Annotated in this window: 19 protein-coding genes; 5 read left to right on the top strand and 14 right to left on the bottom strand. The window is 50.1% G+C overall.

Annotation, left to right across the window (positions count from 1 at the left end; translation table 11 throughout):
• Window positions 1-58: 58 nt before the first annotated feature.
• A complete protein-coding gene (locus tag FCL47_RS25705) occupies window positions 59-202 on the bottom strand; it encodes a periplasmic nitrate reductase, NapE protein (protein WP_370459576.1) in 144 nt (47 codons plus the stop codon).
• 434 nt (window positions 203-636) lie between these two features.
• Here FCL47_RS25705 and FCL47_RS17445 point away from each other — a divergent pair, with 434 nt between their 5' ends.
• The 4 genes from FCL47_RS17445 (at window position 637) to FCL47_RS17430 (ending at window position 3,014) form a co-directional block, all read left to right on the top strand.
• The gene (locus FCL47_RS17445) at window positions 637-1,275 is read left to right on the top strand and encodes a helix-turn-helix transcriptional regulator (RefSeq protein ID WP_136814816.1); all 639 of its coding nucleotides are present in this window, start codon (window positions 637-639) and stop codon (window positions 1,273-1,275) included.
• A 134-nt stretch (window positions 1,276-1,409) separates the two neighbouring features.
• The gene (locus FCL47_RS17440; protein ID WP_136814815.1) at window positions 1,410-1,970 is read left to right on the top strand and encodes a hypothetical protein; all 561 of its coding nucleotides are present in this window, start codon (window positions 1,410-1,412) and stop codon (window positions 1,968-1,970) included.
• Between the two features lie 139 nt (window positions 1,971-2,109).
• The gene (locus tag FCL47_RS17435) at window positions 2,110-2,421 is read left to right on the top strand and encodes a hypothetical protein (protein WP_136814814.1); all 312 of its coding nucleotides are present in this window, start codon (window positions 2,110-2,112) and stop codon (window positions 2,419-2,421) included.
• Window positions 2,422-2,609: 188 nt separating this feature from the next.
• Window positions 2,610-3,014 carry a F0F1 ATP synthase subunit delta gene (locus FCL47_RS17430; protein ID WP_136814813.1) on the top strand — a complete coding sequence of 135 codons (405 nt, stop codon included), beginning with the start codon at window positions 2,610-2,612 and terminating at the stop codon, window positions 3,012-3,014.
• 254 nt (window positions 3,015-3,268) lie between these two features.
• Here the strand turns inward: FCL47_RS17430 and ftsH are convergent, their stop codons facing one another.
• The 5 genes from ftsH to FCL47_RS17405 form a co-directional block, all read right to left on the bottom strand.
• Entirely contained in the window at window positions 3,269-5,098 is a 1,830-nt protein-coding gene (gene ftsH, locus FCL47_RS17425) for an ATP-dependent zinc metalloprotease FtsH (RefSeq protein WP_136814812.1), read from the bottom strand.
• Between the two features lie 308 nt (window positions 5,099-5,406).
• Window positions 5,407-8,097, bottom strand: coding sequence for a GNAT family N-acetyltransferase (locus tag FCL47_RS17420; RefSeq protein ID WP_136814811.1), 2,691 nt, complete (start codon window positions 8,095-8,097; stop codon window positions 5,407-5,409).
• A gap of 41 nt (window positions 8,098-8,138) precedes the next feature.
• Window positions 8,139-9,113, bottom strand: coding sequence for a universal stress protein (locus tag FCL47_RS17415; RefSeq protein ID WP_136814810.1), 975 nt, complete (start codon window positions 9,111-9,113; stop codon window positions 8,139-8,141).
• A 107-nt stretch (window positions 9,114-9,220) separates the two neighbouring features.
• The gene (gene fabG, locus FCL47_RS17410; RefSeq protein ID WP_136814809.1) at window positions 9,221-9,976 is read right to left on the bottom strand and encodes a 3-oxoacyl-ACP reductase FabG; all 756 of its coding nucleotides are present in this window, start codon (window positions 9,974-9,976) and stop codon (window positions 9,221-9,223) included.
• 40 nt (window positions 9,977-10,016) lie between these two features.
• Window positions 10,017-12,560, bottom strand: coding sequence for a glycogen/starch/alpha-glucan phosphorylase (locus tag FCL47_RS17405; protein WP_136814808.1), 2,544 nt, complete (start codon window positions 12,558-12,560; stop codon window positions 10,017-10,019).
• 332 nt (window positions 12,561-12,892) lie between these two features.
• Between FCL47_RS17405 and FCL47_RS17400 the strand changes: the two genes are divergently transcribed.
• The gene (locus FCL47_RS17400) at window positions 12,893-13,828 is read left to right on the top strand and encodes a 1-phosphofructokinase family hexose kinase (protein ID WP_136814807.1); all 936 of its coding nucleotides are present in this window, start codon (window positions 12,893-12,895) and stop codon (window positions 13,826-13,828) included.
• Window positions 13,829-14,066: 238 nt separating this feature from the next.
• Here FCL47_RS17400 and FCL47_RS17395 read toward each other — a convergent pair whose 3' ends face one another.
• The 8 genes from FCL47_RS17395 to FCL47_RS17370 form a co-directional block, all read right to left on the bottom strand.
• Window positions 14,067-15,125, bottom strand: coding sequence for a PAS domain-containing sensor histidine kinase (locus tag FCL47_RS17395; RefSeq protein ID WP_136814806.1), 1,059 nt, complete (start codon window positions 15,123-15,125; stop codon window positions 14,067-14,069).
• Between the two features lie 174 nt (window positions 15,126-15,299).
• Complete coding sequence (locus FCL47_RS17390; RefSeq protein WP_205747351.1) at window positions 15,300-16,013, bottom strand: hypothetical protein; 714 nt, start codon at window positions 16,011-16,013, stop codon at window positions 15,300-15,302.
• Between the two features lie 81 nt (window positions 16,014-16,094).
• On the bottom strand, window positions 16,095-17,921 hold the full coding sequence (locus FCL47_RS17385; protein ID WP_240744285.1) for an SLC13 family permease: 1,827 nt from the start codon (window positions 17,919-17,921) through the stop codon (window positions 16,095-16,097).
• Window positions 17,922-18,014: 93 nt separating this feature from the next.
• Window positions 18,015-19,286 carry a mechanosensitive ion channel family protein gene (locus tag FCL47_RS17380; protein ID WP_136814804.1) on the bottom strand — a complete coding sequence of 424 codons (1,272 nt, stop codon included), beginning with the start codon at window positions 19,284-19,286 and terminating at the stop codon, window positions 18,015-18,017.
• A 241-nt stretch (window positions 19,287-19,527) separates the two neighbouring features.
• Window positions 19,528-19,662 carry a hypothetical protein gene (locus tag FCL47_RS25370; RefSeq protein WP_255580745.1) on the bottom strand — a complete coding sequence of 45 codons (135 nt, stop codon included), beginning with the start codon at window positions 19,660-19,662 and terminating at the stop codon, window positions 19,528-19,530.
• Window positions 19,659-19,790 (bottom strand): hypothetical protein, encoded by a 132-nt coding sequence (locus FCL47_RS25365; RefSeq protein ID WP_255580743.1) that lies wholly within the window; start codon window positions 19,788-19,790, stop codon window positions 19,659-19,661. The genes FCL47_RS25370 and FCL47_RS25365 overlap by 4 nt, the downstream gene beginning before the upstream one ends.
• A complete protein-coding gene (locus FCL47_RS25700) occupies window positions 19,790-20,062 on the bottom strand; it encodes a universal stress protein (protein ID WP_167496547.1) in 273 nt (90 codons plus the stop codon). Before FCL47_RS25700 ends, FCL47_RS25365 begins: the two co-directional genes overlap by 1 nt.
• Window positions 19,975-20,337 (bottom strand): hypothetical protein, encoded by a 363-nt coding sequence (locus FCL47_RS17370; RefSeq protein WP_136814803.1) that lies wholly within the window; start codon window positions 20,335-20,337, stop codon window positions 19,975-19,977. Before FCL47_RS17370 ends, FCL47_RS25700 begins: the two co-directional genes overlap by 88 nt.
• Window positions 20,338-20,388: the final 51 nt, after the last annotated feature.

The following is a 20,388-nucleotide window of genomic DNA, read 5'->3' as shown; positions in this document are numbered from 1 at the left end:
TCACTCTTTGGCTGAAGGGATACTGCATGCGATCGATCTCAGAGGTGTCTGCCGGGCGTCATGATGGTGGGCCGAATACCAGAATCTGCAGGCCCCACACGGCAAAGCCGTATATTGCAATCGCTCCGACCATAACTGTCGGCAATACAATGAAGGCCAACAGCAAGAACGACAACCACTCTTTTCGATTGCCCGTCGTCATTTCACTTGTCGTATTCATGGAAGTCTTCATCGATTAATCTCCGGTTGAGCGATTAAAAACTTGTCTGTTGTTTTGTGAATGTACCATGAACCATAAAAAATGTTTATCAAATAGACTGCATTGACTTATGTAAACCGTATCTTTAAGGGCTTGAGGTGTCGTGTACGGGCGGAGTGAACTTTTAAATGGCTAATTGTCGCCCGAGGGTCTGAAAAATCGAGGATTTGCGGTCACTCTCGGGTAGAAATATAAGCAATACCAATTGTCGCTCAATAAGTATTGACTGATATTTTGAGATGGGGCATTATGAATTGGTCATCAAGTAAACAATAAGCAAATGTTTGGCGGTCAAGAGATGTCCAACTGGTGTCAAGTTACTGAGATTCGGAACCAGAGTCGTCGACTACAATGAAATACAGGAAGAGAAGGCGATTATGAGAAGTCATTATAAAGATGAAGTCTTAAAAAAAGTGCAGCAAGCGTGGCTACAGTATAAAGCTCAGGCTCGAATCAACCAGACTCAAGCGGCGAAAGCCCTGGGGATTAAACAATCAGCATTTAGCCAGTATCTACGTGGTCCTGAAAAAGGTGGCATTCAGCTCAACACTGATTTTCTGACGAAATTCGCTGACTTCATACATATGGATCTTGCCGAGTTCGGCTTGGACTCCGGCATTGAGCTGAAGCGGCCTGCAGCTTTTTCCCTGGAACTCAGGTACACCCTGTCCGGTGCAACCTTGACGGGCAGGTGCTTCCCGGTGCAATCGATTGTTCCGAAGCGAAACTGCTACGCCGTACTGGTCGATATGCAAGGATTTGTTATGCCAAAAGGTTCCATCATCATCATCGACCCTGATGCTGACATTAGTGAGCATGATGGGGTCATCTGTAAGACCGGTGACGGTCCAGTCAAGGTCGGCCAGATTGTCGATGCAGAAGACGGCTGGAGAATCATTTCCCCAGTGTGGGGCAAAGTTCTGAGCTTTAAAGCAGATGAAGAAGGGATCGTCCACCGGATTATCGGTTACTATCATCCGGACGGAAAGGGTAAAATTTATCAGCAAAAAAAGTGACTTACAGCTCCCTTATCTTTAAGATTTCGGGAGCTGTGCCTTGAATAGTATTTTTTTTACTACAGTATTCCTGACTGAATATCAGCATCGAATTATGTTTAAAATATTTACCTTGTTATGAGAGGAAAACCAAAATGGAAGAAATGAAAGTTAGGGAGTTGATGCGGCCACTTGATGACTTCCCCCAAATTTCCAGCCAAGCCACTTTCATGGAAGCGGTGGAGACACTGGAAAAAGTTGATCAGGAATTCCAGTCTGGCAAGGCTCTCCAAAGGATCCTGCTGGTCTATGATGCAACTGGCAAAATCGTTGGGAAAATGTCTCCCATGGACGTAGTTCAGGGCCTGGAACCCAAATACCTCAACATCGACATCCCAAAATTCAAATCTTATTCTCAACTGATACAAACGGTGCATGAATCGACGGAGAAGGAGCTCCGGCTGTGGCATGACCCTCTTAGAGAGCTCTGTAAAAAAGTCTATGGTGTGAAAATTCATGAATTTATCAAGATGCCGACTCCTGACCATATGGTCAGAATCGATGCTAAAATGTATGAGGCCTTCCATCTTTTTGTCGTCGAACGCCACGATTCTCTCTTTGTCCAGGATGGGCATGACATTGTCGGTTTGATTCGGTTTTCAGATGTCTACAAGAAAATCAGAGAAGCTATGAGGGCATGTCCTCTTCCTATATAAGCTCGTCTTTGAATTTATTGAGGCTGATGCCGACAGGGAAGACGATACCTTATACCTCCGGTTTTCTTCTGTCTTCATTCACTTGGAATAGCCGTTTTCAGACACTGCGCATGGAGATAAACCGCAATGGCAAGCAGACATGAATAACCAAACTTCCTCCACCCCCAACCTCGACGTCGTCTCTCGGTACGCGGCAGCGTCGTGTACGTCCATTTCGAGGAACGTCAGCCGCCTATTTACTCCGTCTTGCGTGATGGTGATTAATTGCTTTCTTTACAAACCCATCCTGGATGCCATCGACGCGCTTGAACAGCTTATCGCCAAGCAACTAGAAGAGGCCGAGAAGCAAAGAACCGCGGCCGAAGATGAACGGCGAACGCTCCGGCAAAAAAAAGATACCTTTGGTGGGCAGTGCGACGAACTTATGCAAAGAGCAGAGAACAAGGCCTAAACAGAACGCCGACGTCTCTTCGATGCAGCGCGGCAAGCCGCAGACGAGCTACGCGCCAAACAACAAGAAGCGCTGTTAAGCCAACTACAGAGCTTAAGTGAGGAAATCACCCGCCGAACCCGGGGGAAGTTTTTGCGATCGCCCGAAAAACGCTTGGAGATCTCGCCGGGACGACTTTCGAAGAACAGATGAGTGCGATGTTCAGCCGCCGCGTGCGAGAACTGGACAGGCAGACGAAGGAAGACTTTGCCGCAGCGCTGAAAACATCCTCCGGCCCAGCGCTCGTGCGTAGCGTGTTTTCCTTGTCTTCTGAACCACAGGTCAAGATACGCACGGCGCTCAAGGAGACCTTCGTCGATGAAATCCAGGTTCATTTTGCCAAGGCGTCGGAAGTGATCAGCGGTATAGAACTCACCATAAACGGCCGAAAGATCGCCTGGAGCATCAATCATTACCTTCTCTCTCTGCAAGAGATCATCGATGAACTGCTCAAAGAATCGTCAACACCGCAAGAAAACACGAAGTTGCAACTTCCTCCAAGTTCGAAACCAAAACAGCAGGGAGTAAGGAGGCCAAATCACAATCCCGTCTGACTCCCTGCATCGTGCTTTTGACCGCGTGCTCGACGGGCTGCGCCAGGGGTGCAAACCCTTTACCCCACATTTGACTGTACACAAAGTGGACACTATCACCAGCGTTTCCACGGGTATCGCCCGGGCTCCGCCCTGCCCGGTGTAGGCATTGAAGAGCTGGAACGAGTATGGGATGATATGTATATATTACGCATGGACTTCTGTAGGACATGCGTAATGGTGCAGCACTGTGTTTTGCTTAGATTAAGTATAGCCTAATCGTTTTCAAACCGGTGCATATTCTTTGTCAATTCAAGTAATTGATGTTCAGTTAGAGTTTCTTTCTTGAGCAGCTCCTTGGCACAGATGTCGATCAATTCCCTGTTTTGTTCCAGAATATTATGCGTCTGACTGAAAATCTTATCTACTATCGACTTTATTGCCGAATCGATCTGTTCAGCTGTTTTATCACTCATTGAAGATCCCCCGGCCCGGCCGGAAAAGTTCTGGCTCAGATAGTTAGGCTTGTTCTCCTCATGGACAATGTGACCGATGCTTTCATCCATCCCATAGCGCGTTACCATACTGCGGGCAATATCAGTTATGCGCGCCAGATCGTCCGAAGCACCAGTGGAAAGGTGATCAAAAAACAATTTCTCCGCAACCCGACCGCCAAGCAATACGGCAATCTTCCGTTCAAGTTCCTCTTTTGTCATCAGGAATCGATCTTCTGTCGGTCGCTGTAAAGTGTAACCAAGCGCGCCTATTCCCCTGGGGATAATAGAAACCTTCTGCACCGGATCAGTGCCGGGCAGTGCCAGGGCGACAATAACATGGCCCATCTCGTGATAGGCAACAATCTCACGTTCTTTAGGATTAAGGAGTCGGTTACGCTTTTCAAGGCCGGCAACAATCCGTTCGATCGCCTGAACGAAATCCTCCATATTGACACTTTTTGCCTTTCTCCTTGTCGCCAGGAGCGCCGCTTCATTGATGAGATTGGCGAGATCCGCACCGGAAAACCCCGTTGTAAGGTCGGCGATTTTTTCTACCTCAAGATCGTTATCAATGGTAATCTTTTTCATGTGGACCTGGAGGATGGCCACCCTTCCAACTTTATCGGGACGATCGACCAGAACCTGGCGGTCAAACCGGCCTGCTCTGAGGAGGGCCGGATCAAGGATTTCAGGCCTGTTGGTGGCCGCTAACAGAATGAGTCCTCCACCCTGATCAAAACCATCCATTTCGACGAGAAGCTGGTTCAACGTCTGTTCCCGCTCATCATTGCCTCCAAACTGTCCACTGCCACGGGCACGACCCAGTGCGTCAAGCTCATCAATGAATATTATTGCCGGAGCCGATTTACTCGCCTGCTCAAACAGATCGCGAACCCTTGCTGCGCCGACGCCAACAAACATTTCCACAAACTCAGAACCACTGATAGAGAAGAACGGTACCCCCGCTTCACCTGCAACGGCCCTGGCCAACAGTGTTTTTCCTGTTCCGGGTGGACCGAGAAGGAGTACGCCTTTTGGCATACGTGCTCCTAATTTCGAGTATTCTTTCGGAGACTTTAAAAAGTCAACGATCTCGATCAGCTCATCCTTGCTCTCATCTACTCCTGCAACATCATCAAAACTGACTCCGGTCTCGGTCTCCATGTATACTTTGGCCTTAGATTTGCCGATAGCCATAAATCCACCCCCTGCACCCTGTTTTTCGATAAATTTACGAAAAACGAAAAACCATATACCAAAAAATATCAGGACAGGAACAACCCAGGAGAGCAGAGTGGAAAAGAATTTTGATTCGTGCACCTGGGTATAGGGTACATTATATTTAGACAGAGACTCTGCGAGTCTGGGATCAACGCGGTTGGCCACAATAAGCGTTTTACCCTTTTCATCCGGGATAGTTAATTCCCCAAAAATTTGTTGTTCACGGATTGTAAGCGCAGCTACTTTGCCCTGCTTAAGCTGCTGTTCTAGGTCGCTGTATGGCACCACCGCTACACTCCCTTGCTGAGTCCATAATTGATGGAGCAAGAGGATGCCGAAGATGGCAATAATTGCATAGGTGGAGTTGAACTTTTGTTTGGTATCCATATGTGCTGTATCTCCTTTACTAATGAAGAGGCTATCTTATTATACTTTGGGTGTAATTAAACATTTGTGGGCGCAATCCTTCATCGGATTTTCTCACACAAATTACTCGTCGACAGGTTTTAAAGATATCCCTTGCTTTTTATTCCATTTGTAAAATTGATTGTGTCGTAAAAACCTAAAACGCGATTCTCAACCGATTTAACCGAATCGGTTGAGAGTTGTAAACCGTGATGTATGATTATTCTGTCGGCATGTATCTCATTTCTTTCCTTTTTAAGAATATATTGACGACTCATTGTTTGTCTTCATTACCGAAAATCGGCACGATCCTCGGAGAAAGACGCCAAGGAGATCACCAGTTCGAATTCTCCGGCATCATCGCCTGCTTTCACCTGAAAGCCCAGTTTTTTCCCGAGCACGCGCATGCTTTTATTTTCACGCAAAACAATACCGTGCACCCTTTGAAACCCTCGCTTTTTGGCGATCACCAGACATTTTTCCAGCAAATTTGAACCAATCCCCTTGCCATGCCAGGGATCGCCGACCATAACGGCGAACTCCCCCTCCTTGCCATCCGGATCCCCAATGATCCTGGCCACGCCCAGCATCTGTTCACCTTCGGAATCATCAGCCAAAGCCACCAGTGCGATTTCCCGGTCGTAATCGATCTGGGTGAATCGGGCCAGCATTTGGGGGCTCAATTCCTTGACATGGCTAAAGAAGCGGTAATAGATGCTCTCCGGCGACAACACCTCGGAAAATTTACGAAAAAGGGGAGCATCCTCCGGCCGGACAGGACGGACCAATACCCGGGTTCCCTCTTCGGTGACCAGGTGGCTTTCATCTTCTGCCGGATACGGGCTGATCACCAGGTGCAGGTAAGGGCGCTCAGGTTCTGAGACGAGAATGCGGGCATCCACGGCCACAGCCTTGCCGTCTTTAATCATAACGGGGTTCATGTCCAATTCTGCTATCTGCGGAAAATCAATCAGCAGTTGGGAAAGCCGGACGATCATCTCCTCGAGCTGTTCCATATCCGCCGGGGGGCGGTTCCGGTACCCTTGCAGCAGGGTCCAGGCCCGGGTCTGTTGCATCATGTGCCGGGCCAGCAGCCGGTTCAGAGGGGGGAGCCCCAATGCCCGGTCTTTGAGGACTTCCGTAAAGATACCACCCATGCCGAAAAGTATGACCGGCCCGAAATGAACATCCCGTTTGGCACCCAGCAGAATTTCATAATCCGGATTGGCAAAAAGCGGCTGCAGGGTGACGCCCTCAATTCGTGCATCGGCTTGGTAGCGGCGGGCGGACTCAACGATTCCGGTAAAGGCCTCCCGAACATCTTCATCCGAGCGCAGATCCAGGCGGATACCACCGGCCTCGGTTTTATGTGAAATATCCGGGGAGAGAAGTTTCATAACGAGGGGATACCCCATCTCCCGTGCCAGGCGGCTCGCATCGTCTTCGGTTGCCGCCGTTTCCGTCCGAATCACGGGGAGACCGTAGGCCGAAAGCACATTGCGGGCGTCAGCTTCGGGGATGAACTGCTTTGCGGACGCACGGGCCAGCAATTGTCCGGCTTTTTCAGAATCAACAGAGATCTCACGGGTCAGTTTGGGGGGGATTTCCAGAACATCTTCCATGTTGCGGGCATATTCAACCATGTACAAAAACGCCTGGATTGCCCGTTCCGGGGTATCATAGGTGGGGATGCCCGCCTTATTAAGAATTGTCACAGCGGCTTCGATGCTTTTTCCGCCCATCCAGCAGGCAAATACAGGATAGCGGCGACCCTTCATTATGTCTATCAAGGCTTCAGCCACCAACACAGGATCTGTGAGGGCCTGGGGCGTAAGAATAACACAAACGCCGTCCGAATCCTTTGCGTCGCAACAGACCTCCAGCGTTTGCCGAAAACGTTCCGGGGAGGCATCTCCGAGGATATCGATGGGATTGCTGCGGCTCCAGAAGGGCGGCAGAAAAGCATCGAGCCGTTGCAGGGTCACAGGGTCAAGGGGTGCCGGCGCAAGGTCAGCGCGGGCCATGGCATCCGTGGCCATCACCCCGGGGCCGCCTCCATTGGTGACGATGGCCAGGCGCGGGCCGCGGGGCCGGGGTTGCTTGGCCATCAGCTCGGCGCAGTCGAAAAGATCCTGGATCGTGTCCACGCGCACAATGCCGGCGCGCTTGAAGGCGGCATCATACACGGCATCCTCCCCGGCCATGGCTCCGGTGTGGGAAGCGGCGGCCTCGGCGCCCGCCTCGCTTCGACCAGCCTTGAGGACGATAATGGGTTTGATTCGGGACACCGAGCGGGCCGCGCTCATGAACTTGCGGAAATTCGTCAGGCTTTCGACATAAAGCAGAATGCTTTTAGCCGACGGATCATTGCCTAGATAATCGATGAGATCACCGAAATCCACATCCAGCATGGAGCCGATACTGACAAAATGACTAAACCCGATATGCTCCTTAAATGCCAGATCCAAAATGGCTGTGCAGATGGCCCCGCTCTGGGAGACAAAGGCCAGATCTCCGGCATCCGGCATCCCGGCGGCAAAGCTGGCATTGAGCTTGCCGCCGGGCCGGATGATCCCCAGGCAATTGGGGCCCACGATGCGAAGCCCTCCGGCATAGGCTGTTGCGCGGATCTGTTCTTCGACTTCCCTGCCCGCTTCGCCGACCTCCTTGCCACCGGCCGAGATGACGATGGCGCCGGCGATTTTGTTTTTAACACATTCCTTTACAATATCGGGGACCGTATGGATGGGCGTGGCAATGATCGCCAAGTCCACTCCCGGTGACAGATCGCCAATAGATTTCACCGCGGCCAATCCGTGTACGGCTTGGTATTTTGGGTTGACGGGCAGCAAGGTCTGGGAGAATCCGCCCTCAATGAGATTCTTCATCAGCGCGTTACCGATGCTGCCGGTTTTTTCACTTGCGCCGACTACCGCCACCCGGTGGGGCTTGAAGATACGCTCCAGGTTGTATTGACTCATGACAATGCTCCTCCATACAGGTTGAATTATTTCCGTCTACATCATTCAGCGAGCCTTACCGGGGTTTTGAAACCAGGAGGCTTTATAGCAAGTACCGAACACGATAGCTGATCGAGAATAGTCTCGGCAGTATTACCGATGATTAGGCCCGATATGCCCGTGCGGGCAATCGTCCCCATGACGACCAGATCCGCCTGTAACTCCGTCGCCAACCGTGGGATCACCTTTTTGGCCGGGCCTTTGGTCAGGTGTAAGCTGGGAGAGAGGTAATCATAGGTATCGACACCTATCCATTTACGCATCTCCCCGCCCAGCATGTATAGTCCCTTCCTATGGAGCGCACGCGTTTTTTCAACATAGTAGGGAGCTTCCATTAACGAAATGGCGCCCTTCAACAGAGGGGGTGCTTCGACAAAGGCTTCCCAGGCATGGGCAAGGTGTAGGGAAGCAGCGTTGGACAACGCAAGCAAGCCGGCCAGTTCAAGGATCTCACGGTTGAGGTCGAGATCCGAGCCTAAAGGGTTCGTCGGATCAAAATCGACAGCCGCCAGGATGTTGTTGTAGCTCGACTTTTCGCCTGGTTTCATGAGCCAGACCGGGCAGGGACATTGGCGCAGCAAATTCATGTCGTGATTGCCGAACAGTCTTTCCAGCCAGTTCGGGTTTTCGGCGGGTTTGATAACCAGATCGTAGGCGTTCCTCAACACGGCACGAATCACTTCCAGAAAGGTGTTGCCCACCAGCACTTCCAGCCGGATGCTCAGGTTCTGTTGGTAAGGTTTTACCAAGGCCTCCAGCCCTTTTTGGTGATCGGCCACCACAGCCGCTCTCAATTCAGTGGAGATAGGTCCTCCGGGTGGGAATCCGATGCCTGCCGTGATAACCTCGGAGGGGATCACGTCCACGACCGTCAGGTCGGCCTGCTTGTTTTCCGCCAGAGAGACTGCACGCGCAATAGCCCAAGCCTGATCGTCGGTTGCGTCGTTAACATAGAGAATATTTTTGAATCGTTTCATAGTCTGTCCCTACAATGTTTTATTGTCTTCCCTTTGTTGGAGCATTGATCCCATAAACCTGGCGGATAAAGATGTCTTTTACGGGGAGTAGCAAATCTAAGCGCAACCTAGAGCAGCGCTTCAGGCGATTCGGGCAGAACCTGTCCCCCATCAATAATTATAGTTTGACCGGTGATAAAACCGGCTTCTTTTGATGCCAGGAAACAGACCGCGTGGCCAACATCTTCGGGTTTACCTAAGCTGTGAGTCGGGATACTGCGCTTCATTTCCTCGAGATAAGCTTCACCCTGTGCTGCCAAGCCCTCCGTTAAAATATTGCCGGGCATCACTGCGTTTACAGTTATACCTTCACGTGCACATTCCAATGCAGCACTGCGCATAAAGCCTAACTGGCCTGCCTTACTTGCTCCATAATGGCTCCAGCCCGGATAACCGGTAATTGCGCCGGTAATGGAAGATGTAATGACAATGCGTCCGTAGCCGTTTTTACACATGGCCGCCATGGCAGCCTGGACAACAAAGAAAGTACCTTTCAGGTTGACGTTATGAGTTTGATCCCACTGGGTTTCGGTCATTTCCGCCAAGTTTGCCTGCGGAAATATACCGGTATTGGAACATAAGATATCCAGCTTGGTGAAATCTTTAATCACCGCAGCAACCACCTCCCGACATGCCTCCTGGGAGGTGACATCCAAGGCTTTAAAAGAACAGTCAAACTCCTTTGCCGTAGCTTTCCCCTGTTGTTGATCTATATCGGCAATAATAACTCGTGCGCCGGCTTTACAAAGTGTTTGCACAATGCCTTTACCAATTCCTTTAGCACCACCCGTCACCAATGCAACCTGACCTGTTAAATCAAACATAAGACCTCCTGTATTTAATATTAGCATCCCAAAAATACAATCAGGTGCGCACAATTTCCTGACGTTTGGGGAATTTAATACCCTCATCCGGCACTCGCTGCAGCTTGAGCGCCACCGGGAAGGGTTTTACCTGCCAGATTTTCCGGCAATAGTCGCTAATGGAACGATCCGAGGAAAATTTACCCATTCGCGCGGCATTGAGAATAGCCATCCTGGTCCATCGCGGCGGATCCTGGAAGACCTCCCCCACCTGCTGCTGACAATCGACATAAGCCTGGTAATCAGCAAGGACCATAAATGGATCGTGATAAAGCAGGGAGTCGATCAGAGGCCCGAACAGTTCCCGATCGCCATGGGAGAAATGTCCGGTGGCGATGAGATTGATTGCGGCTTGCAGTTCCTCGTTCCGATTATAGATTGTTTGCGGATCGTAGCCAGCCACTTGTCGGGCGCGGGCTTCCTGCACATTCATACCGAACAGAAAGAAATTTTCCGGCTCAACCTCCTCTCTGATCTCCACGTTAGCACCATCCAGGGTGCCGATGGTCAAGGCGCCATTCATGGCAAACTTCATATTGCCCGTACCCGAGGCCTCCTTGCCGGCAAGAGAAATCTGTTCACTCAAATCAGCCATCGGATAAACCATGTGACCGATCTGCACATTATAGTTGGGGATGAACAGGACCTGCAGGCGCTTGTTGACGTCCGGGTCGCCGTTGATCACCTCGGCCACGGAGTTGATCAGCTTTATGATGAGCTTGGCTATAAAATACCCCGGCGCAGCCTTCCCGCCGAAAATAAAAAGACGAGGCGGAGTATCGAGCTCGGGATTAGCCTTCATACGGTGGTACAAAGTGATGATATGCAGCAGGTTAAGATGTTGCCGTTTATACTCATGGATCCTTTTGACCTGGACATCAAACAGGGCGTAAGGGTTATAACGCGGCCCCTGTTCGCAGACAAACTTGGTGCAGATATCCTGCTTGTTGGCGAACTTTACCTGCTGCCATTTCTCGCAGAACGAGGAATCCTCGACCAGCGGCTCCAGTGCTCGGAGTTTTTTCAGATCGGTAATCCATTCCTCCCCGATAGCCGAGCTGATGAGTTCGGTCAGGCGCGGATTGCTGACCACCATCCAGCGACGCGGCGTCACCCCGTTGGTGATATTGATCAGTTTTTCCGGCCACAGTCGGTGAAAGTCGGCCAGGGTGTGCTCTTTCAGCAGCCTGGTGTGCAGTTGGGCGACGCCGTTGATTGCATGGCCGCCGACACAGGCGAGGTTGGCCATGCGCACATAGCGCTCTCCTGATTCATCGATCATCGACATCCGCCGCACCACGTCGACGTCGCCGGGATATTTGAGACGGACCAGATCGAGAAATCGGCGGTTGATTTCATAAATAATTTCCAAGTGTCGGGGCAGCAGTCTGCCCAGCATCGCCACCGGCCATTTCTCCAGGGCTTCGGGGAGCAGGGTGTGGTTGGTATAGGCAAAGGTGCGAGTGACTATCTCCCATGCAGGGTCCCAGTCATAGTGGTGGACATCGACCAACAGCCGCATAAACTCGGGGACGGCAATAGCCGGGTGGGTATCGTTGAGTTGGACAGCGAATTTGTCGGAAAAATTGTCCAGATTGTCAAACTGAAACAGATGGATACGGATCATATCCTGCATCGAACAACTGACAAAAAAATACTGCTGGTAGAGGCGAAGCTCCTTGCCCTTGAACTGTTCGTCGTTGGGGTAGAGAACCTTGGTAATGGTCTCGGCCAGCATCTTTTCATGCACCGCACCTAAATAGTCACCGACATTAAACTCGGCAAAATCAAAACTCTTTGGCGCCTCGGCACTCCAAAGTCTGAGCATGTTGACGGTGTTGACCCGATACCCGAGAATTGGTGTATCATAGGGGATACCCTTAACCAGTTTTCCCGGAACCCAGCGGACCCGTAATTTACCGTGGTCGTCCATGTACCGTTCGGTGTGCCCGCCGGAACCGACCTCCACCGCCATATCCGCTTTTTTAAACTCCCAGGGGTTGCCCGGCTGCAACCAGCGATCGCTCAGCTCCTTCTGCCAGCCGTTGTCAAACTCCTGGTCGAACATTCCGAACTCATAGCGGATACCATAACCAATAGCGGGAATCTGCAGGCTGGCCAATGAATCCAGATAGCAGGCCGCAAGCCTGCCCAGGCCTCCGTTGCCCAAACCGGGTTCTTCCTCATGGTCGATGATCTGCTGCAGGTCAAGGCCGGATTCCGCCGCCGCTTGGGCTATCTGATCATACATGCCCAAGTTGACCAGATTATTATGCAGATGGGGGCCCATCAAAAACTCGGCCGACAGGTAACTGACAATCTTGCTGTCCTTTTGCTGAAATGCTCGCATCGTGTTGATAAACAGCTGCTGCATCCGGTCCCGCACCGTATGGCTGACCGCCAGATAGTAATCGTTCAACGATGCGTTTTGCGTCCAGACACCCAGCTGGTAGAAGAGCTTATAGGCAAAGCCGCGTTTGAGTTTCTCTATGGTCTTGCGGTCATTGGTTTGGCTGGTACCGGTGCGTGTATTTTTTTGGGTCATCGCATTCTCCAAAGATTGTCAGGGTTATCGATCCATATCGATATCATTGTCTCAACTTGCCGATTTAAAAGTTCTCAAGCAAATAATATAACTTTTAAAATCTCTGACCTCAGGACAGTAAATCCAGGATTGTTGATATACTCATGAACAATCTACTTCCAAACAAAAATATAAGCAATACCAATTGAAAACCGATAAGTATTGACTAATATTTTAAGATGAGACACTATGAGCTGGTCATCGGTCATCGGTCATTCGGAGGGAAAAAAGGTAAAATTGATCATCCAAAAAAACAAATTACAGCCCCCTTATCTTTAGGAAGAGATTTATCCATGAAAACTATTGTAGCCGTAACTTTAAATCCGGCGATCGACAAAAGCTCGAGTGTTGACCATGTCGTGGCGGAGAGAAAACTGTATTGCAAAACACCTCGTTTCGAGCCAGGAGGCGGCGCAGTGAATGTCTCCCGGGCCATCAAAAAACTGGGTGGCCAATCTCTGCTCCTCTATCCCGCCGGTGGCCTGACAGGAAAAAGGCTCCAGGAACTTTTGGATGAAGAGGGCTTAAACCATCGGCCATGTCCCATTGCAGGCGTGATCCGGGAGAGTCTGGTCATTTTGGAGGAATCCACCGGCCAACAGTATCGCTTTGGCATGCCGGGACCGCGGCTTTCAAGACAAGAGCAGGAGTTATTTATTCGGCAATTGACGTCCATAGGACCACCACCTGATTATGTGGTTGCCAGCGGCAGCCTTCCGCTGGATGTGCCCCCTGACTTTTATGCACGAATTGCTCATTTCGGCAAAAAAAGTGGTGCAAAAGTGATCATCGACGTTTCGGGTGAAGCTTTGAATGCTGCGCTCCAAGAAGGAGTGTTTTTAATAAAACCCAATATCCGTGAATTCAGGGAACTGGCCGGGAAAGAGATCAAGGAAGAATCTCAGATCTTGGCCGCTGCCAGGAAAATGGTCGAAGACGGCCGGTGCGAGGTACTGGTGATTTCCCTTGGTGCGGCCGGTGCACTGGTGGTTTCAGAAAAATATACGGAACACATCCTGCCGCCAACTGTACCTATTGTCAGCAAGGTTGGGGCTGGGGACAGTATGGTTGCCGGTATTGTTTTGAGTCTTGCACGGGGAAACTCTCTCAGAGAGTCCGTTATTTTTGGCGTGGCGACCGGTACGGCCGCCGTAATGACACCCGGAACAGAGCTGTGTCGAAGAGAAGATGTGCAACGGTTGTATGCCGGCATGATTTCAGGAGCTTAAAGAACAGGTTCAATACTAGGCGAGAGGAGGCGGACGTCCGGGAAAACGGCCAAGAGCTCATTGAGCTGCCTCCCCCTAATTAATATGGCTCTGCGCCCGGACAGGCGCAGGCGTTCGATTGTAGAGACAGTCTCCGTCGATACGTGCCCATCGGTAGCGAGGGTGTCATCGTAGTCAGCGGCGAGAGCTAAAACTACAAGCATCTGCTACTGGATGTTCTAATACCTTAAATTTACTTTTAAATATGTTCATTCAAGTTGCTCTCCCTCAGCTTGATTCTGAAAATAGTTCCGCCAGTGGCACTATCCATAATCTGCAGTGACCAACCGTGGGCCATGACAATCTTATGCACTATTGGCAGTCCAAGACCAGTACCCTCCTTTTTAGTGGTGAAGAAGGGGGCAAATAATTTTTGTCTCTTTGTAAACGGAATGCCGCTGCCATTGTCAGTCACATCAAGAATAGCATTCCCGGAAGACGTGAGGGAAAGTGTTATGGTTACGGTACCTCCCTCTGGAGAAGCTTCAATAGCATTAAGCACCAAGTTCACTATCACCTGCTCAAACCGTAAACTATCCAAGTGGATGGCAACCACTTCGGCTGCAGGATCGGACTTGTACTTAATAGAGACATTATGCCTCCGGGCTACTTCCTCTACTGTAAGAAGAGAGTTCTGGATAGTTGTGCTAAAATTTTCTCGCATCAGATTGAGAGTCAAAGGCTTGGAGAAATTGAGCATATCTCCGGTCATTTTCTCCATCTTATCTGACTCTTTTATGATAAGATCCAGTTTCAGACGATCCGGATTTTCGTGATTTGTTTTTTTCAAAAGCCGTCTGGCGAGACCGCCAATAAGCACAAGGGGTGTTCTCATTTCATGAGCAGCCGCGGCAAGAGACCTGCCCATTACAGCCAGGTTTTCTTTTTGCAACACCTCCTCTTGGGCTTTTGTCTCACGGCCTTTCAGGACACCTACGAGTATAGCCAGGCCGTTGTATAGCAGAAGGGACAAAATGCTATCCAGGTCATTTGCGGAAAAATCCTGCCAGTTCCAGAAAATAAAGGGCAGGTAACACACGGTAATAGTCGTTGAGACAAGCAGTGCTCCACACAAACCGAACCAGAAAGCAGCCAACACAATTGGCACAAAATAGAGTTCACCATAGAATACATGAAAATAATAGTGACTCTGATCTGTGCTGTAATGCAGCAGTGTGATCCCTGCTATGAGTAGAACCAACAACACGGGTTTCTGTATCGGTTTAGGAATATTTATCATTATATTGTTTATCTCCATGCAGAATATTCAACAAGCTCCATGCCGCAGCAATATCCGGTGGCGGCATCCAGCATCAGCACTTTGAGTTCATGTTTGTTGTATTCAATCATGACAATGCTGCTCCATACAGAATGAATTCATACTCCACACATTTTTAAGACATCCCAAAGATCGAGAACCATCCATCGACCGTCAGCTCTTATTGAAGATCTCTGGATTCCTCCGGATAAACGTTCGAATCCACTCCCTTACAAAAAATGTCCGTTTACGTTTCATGTACCACCAGCCCAAAGAGCTGATGATGATTGCGCCGATCGCATTGACAATCATATCCCACATGGTGTCGGTGAGGCCGGAAGGATCATCAAGCATAGGTTTTTGCATGTTGGAGCCGATGAGCCGATCCATGGAAAATTCGAAGATTTCCCAAAAAGTTCCGATGGCAACGGCAAATAAACACGCAAACAATGATATGAAAATAGGTGTCATGTGCAAATCCACCCGCTTACTTTCATTCAGAGTATAGACCAGAAAAAAGCCGACGATTCCCATTAACAGGCCCGCCGATGAGTGAAGCACCAAATCCCACCACCAAAACCTGTGATAGAAACCTTGAATTTCGCCCAGATATAACGACGCAAATATGAAGACAACGGCGGTAATGTGAAATTCGGCTGGAATCTCCATTTCCATTTTATGGCGAAAAATAACCGGCGAAACTAGGGTGGCAATAGTGAGAGTTGCTAGAAATGACGAAAGCCAGCGCTGATCGATCAATAGAACAATCCACTCTACCACCATCAGCAGAAGCAGCAGTAGCACAAGGATGCGATGGACACGATTTTCACCTAGGATTATAACCTCCCCGCTGGGTGAGGCCTCCTTGGGTTTGTCAAATTCTTTCATGTTTGGTTCCTTTTTTCCGAATACCGCTTGCAAACCCTATCTTTTAATGTTCGAGGGCAGCTTCAAGATCACCTTTCCAAATTATAGGTAAAGCAAGGATACAAGGAGGACTGTGATTGCCAGGGACAGCACCTGCAGGGGGATGCCCACTCGGACGAAATCCATAAAACTGTAGCCCCCGGGTTCCTGCACGAGAATGTTCACCGGTGATGCAACCGGGGTGGCAAAGGCTGCTGAACAGGCAATCGCCAGAGTCATGGCAAAAGCCTGGGGAGAGACATGGAGCTGCGCGGCCGCCTCCACGACAATTGGCGCGAGTAGCACCGCGGTGGCGGTGTTGGAGAGAAACAGAGAGAGTGTCGAAGCCACCAGGAACACAACGGCGAGCATCAGTACCGGTCCGGCTCCGCTGAGGGTGGCAACCAGGGTCTCGGCAATTGCCAGAGATGCCCCGGTTTTATCCAGGGCAGTCGCTAAGGGCAGCAGTCCTGCGATGAGAAAAACTGCCTGCCAATTGATAACTCGGTAGATTGTCTCCAGGCTGACACAGCGAGTAAGAATGAGAGCCATGGCCGCAAGGGCGGCAGCGGCCACCGGCAGAAAGATGCCCGTGGTCATGGTAGCCACCATTAATACAAGAATAACGAGCATAAGTGGTGCCCGGCGGTAATCGTACATGGCCTGCTGATGTTCCTCCGGCAAAGTCAGCACCAGGAATTCATCGACATATTTGCGCAGGCGAATAATATCCTGCCAGTCCGCGCTGATAAGCAGCACATCACCAAAGGCAAGAGGCATTTGTTCGATGGCCGTGACGAGAGGTTGTCCGTGCCGGCGGATGCCTACTACCAGACAATTATATCTGGTTTGAAACTGCAGCTCTTTGAGGTTTTTGCCTAGCAGCAGCGAATCGGGAGTCAGCATGATTTCCGCTAGCCCGATAGTCCGGAGAAACTGCTTCTGCCTGGACTCACGGACAACCGGTGACAGGGGGGTAAGACCTCCATAATTAGAGAAGCGCCGGACATCCTCCGGTTCGCCGATTAAGACAATGACATCGCCGGGATCAAAGACGGTTTCCGGTCGCGGTTTTTCTATTGCCCGGGCTCCATCCTGCAGTTTTTCAAAGGCAATCAGTTTCAGGTTGTATTTGGTAGTTAGGGGTATTCTGGCGACGGAGCGATCGATTATCGGGGAATCTTTCTGTACGCGAAATCTGAAGAATCGTTCCTCCATGCCATACCCGCTAATCAGATCCAGTATGGATCGTTTTCTTCTACCGCTTGGAACATCGGTTTTCCGTGCCAGTATCCTTCTCCCAAAGACGGCCATGAACAAAATACCCGCTACGAGCGTGGCGATGCCAAATGGCGTAAAGCTGAAAAAAGACAGGGGCTCAAGGTTGTGGCCCCGCAGAACATTGTTGATGACCAGGTTGGGGGTGGTTGCTACCAGGGTCATCATCCCGCTGATCAGGGCGCCGACCGAAAGTGGCATGAGGAGTCTTTTCCGGTTGAGATTGGCCTTAACCGTCACTGCCATGACTACCGGAATAAATATGGCGGCTGTCGCCGTCGAACTCATAAAAGAACCAGTCAAGCTGACGATCAGCATGATAAGGATCATCAGAAACAGCTCATTATTTCCGCCGCGACGAATGATAAAATCACCGAGACGCTGGGCAATGCCGGTATGGACAATGGCCTCACTGACAATGAACATCGCGACAATGATGATGACTACCGGATCGGAGAAACCAGCCAGGGATTGTTCGATGGTAAGTACGCCGGATACCATGAAGACAAGAACCACCAGCATGGCAACGAGATCGTTGCGCACCCAGTTGGTAATAAAAAAAATCACCGCAAAAGACAGTGTTATTGTGACGACAAGCAGTTCACTGGTCATGATGTCTAGTTTGGAATATTATTTATTATTTTAACAAATTGAATGAATAGTACAGCTTTCAACCTATAAACCGGAAAGTGAAGGCACCACGTTTCAAACCGTTTTTGACGCAAGCCAACGCATATCACTCCCGGTGGGGGTTTCGTGGGCTCGAATTTCAAAAACCGGCAAGATCGCTAAAAAATGATCAAAGATATCAGCCTGTATGTTTTCATACTCTGCCCAGGCGGTTGTATTGGTAAAGGCATAAACCTCCATGGGCAAACCATTCGGGCCCGGTGCCAATTGGCGAACCATTAAAGTCATTTGTTGGTGAATGCGAGGATGGTTTTTAAGGTACGCGACCATATAGGCGCGCAGGGTGCCGATATTGGTCAAACGCCGACTATTTATCGACATAGAAAGATTCTTGATCAGTTCATGATTGTTGTAATCTTTGAGCTCTTTGAATTTTTCATCAAGATAGGGAAAGAGTAAATTTATTTTCTGTAGTCGCTGGATCTCATCGTCGTCCAGAAAACGTACACTGCTAATTTCTAAATACAGGCTGCGCTTGATGCGGCGACCACCTGAGTCAGACATGCCTCGCCAGTTTTTGAATGAATCGCTGATGAGTGCGTACGTTGGAATGGTGGTGATGGTTTTATCCCAATTGCGTACCTTGACCGTGGTCAGACTGATGTCGATGACGTCGCCATCGGCACCATACTTCGGCATTTCCAGCCAATCATTTATGGCAAGCATATTATTTGCCGACAATTGAATCCCAGCCACCAATCCAAGAATTGGGTCTTTGAAGACGAGCATCATGACGGCCGATACAGCCCCCAGACCACTGAGCAGTATCAGGGGCGATTTGCCCATGAGAATGGAAATGATCAATAAACTGATGAGCAAAGTCGATACGAGTTTAATGCTTTGCAACACACCCCGCAGGGGAAAGTGCTGCATAGTCGGTTTTCGCCGCAAGATATCCTGCAACACATCAAGCAGTGAAAACAGCGTCAGGGTGCCATAGATCAGTATCCACAAACTCGTCGCCGTCTCAATGGCTATCAAAAAGGTAGACTGGCTTTCCAGCCAAAGCCCCGCCTGAGCTTGTAGGATGATTCCCTGCAGGGTAAGCGCAAGCCGGTTAAAGAGTTTGCGCTCAAATAAGGCCTTCTGCCATATCCACCGGGAGACTGTCGCCCGATTTCCTGCCCAGCGAATCACTAACCGGTGCAAAATAAAGTGGATTACTAGCGAAAAAAATGCGATCCATAGCAGAACGATTGCGATAAATATCCAGTCGGCATGGTCCGGAACATGGGTGTTCAACCACTCGGTCATGTATTCTTTAAAATAATTTCTTATTTTTTCCATCGTACTCTCTTAAAGGGTTGCCCGGATTATTAATCGTTCTGGGGATCTTTGAGCCTATGAAAAAGGCAGTGCCAACCTGCTCTGCAGATTTCTGAGTATTGCGCGACACAGGTTCGGCTGGCTGCTTCACAGCCACCACTTCCTCTCCTACCCGTCCTCGATCAATTTTCCGAGGGGTGAATGGGAGAGGTACATGTACCTGCCTTTTTCAAGTGGCAGGGGCCTTCTTTGACCCGTCGACTTACAGTGCTTTGGTTTCGGTACCCTGATTTATGTTGGAGGTGGTATCGATTGTTGCTTCCAGAGTGGAAGGAAATGCGCCCAGCAAAGTAGAACGAAGAGCCTCTTCCTCCCGGGCATGAGCGTGCACGGTCACCTGGTCCCATCCCTGCCAAAAAGAATCCCAGCACCAAGAGCAACCGGAACGTTCCTGCGATCGAGCCACACAGCGGCAAGGACTACGGCAATCAGGAGGGTCGGCCCAACAATATAGATCACATTCATCAATCTGCTCTATATAAACAGTCCCGTGGGGACAAGATTAAGTCAAAATCACACATCTGCACCTCCGTCTTTAACCACGGGGGTTTTATGACCAGAACCGAGCCGGACTGCTTATCGAGGAGAGCCTCGGCGGTGTTGCCAAAGATCAGGTCGATGAGCCCTCTGCGGGTGACTGTTCCCAGGATCACAAGGTCGGCGTCAACGTCTGTTGCCAGCGATACGATTGTCTTCTTGACCTCCCCTTGGAGAAGGTGAAGGCGGGCGGCGAGCACAGCATAGCCAGCCAGGTTTTCGGCCGTTGTCTGTAGGACCGCAGTATGGTGTTCAGCGTGTTGCGGCGGTCAGCCACGATAAAAGCCTGCAGTTTGGTGGAGATCGGTCCGCCTGGTGGTAAAGCCATATCCACCTGGACGATCGGGGTAGGAATTACGTCTACAAATGTTAAGACTGCCTGGTTCTTTTCCGTCAAAGAGACTGCACGTGCATGAGTCGCAGTTTGCTCTGCGTTTGATTCATTCACGTAGAGTATATTCTTGAAAGGTTCCATGATCACTTCGCCTCTTCGTTAAACAATTCACTGTTCATGGTGTTTCTGCTT

Source organism: Desulfopila sp. IMCC35006 (genome assembly GCF_005116645.1).
Taxonomy (GTDB): domain Bacteria; phylum Desulfobacterota; class Desulfobulbia; order Desulfobulbales; family Desulfocapsaceae; genus Desulforhopalus_A.
This window is presented reverse-complemented; position numbering and strand designations above follow the sequence as displayed.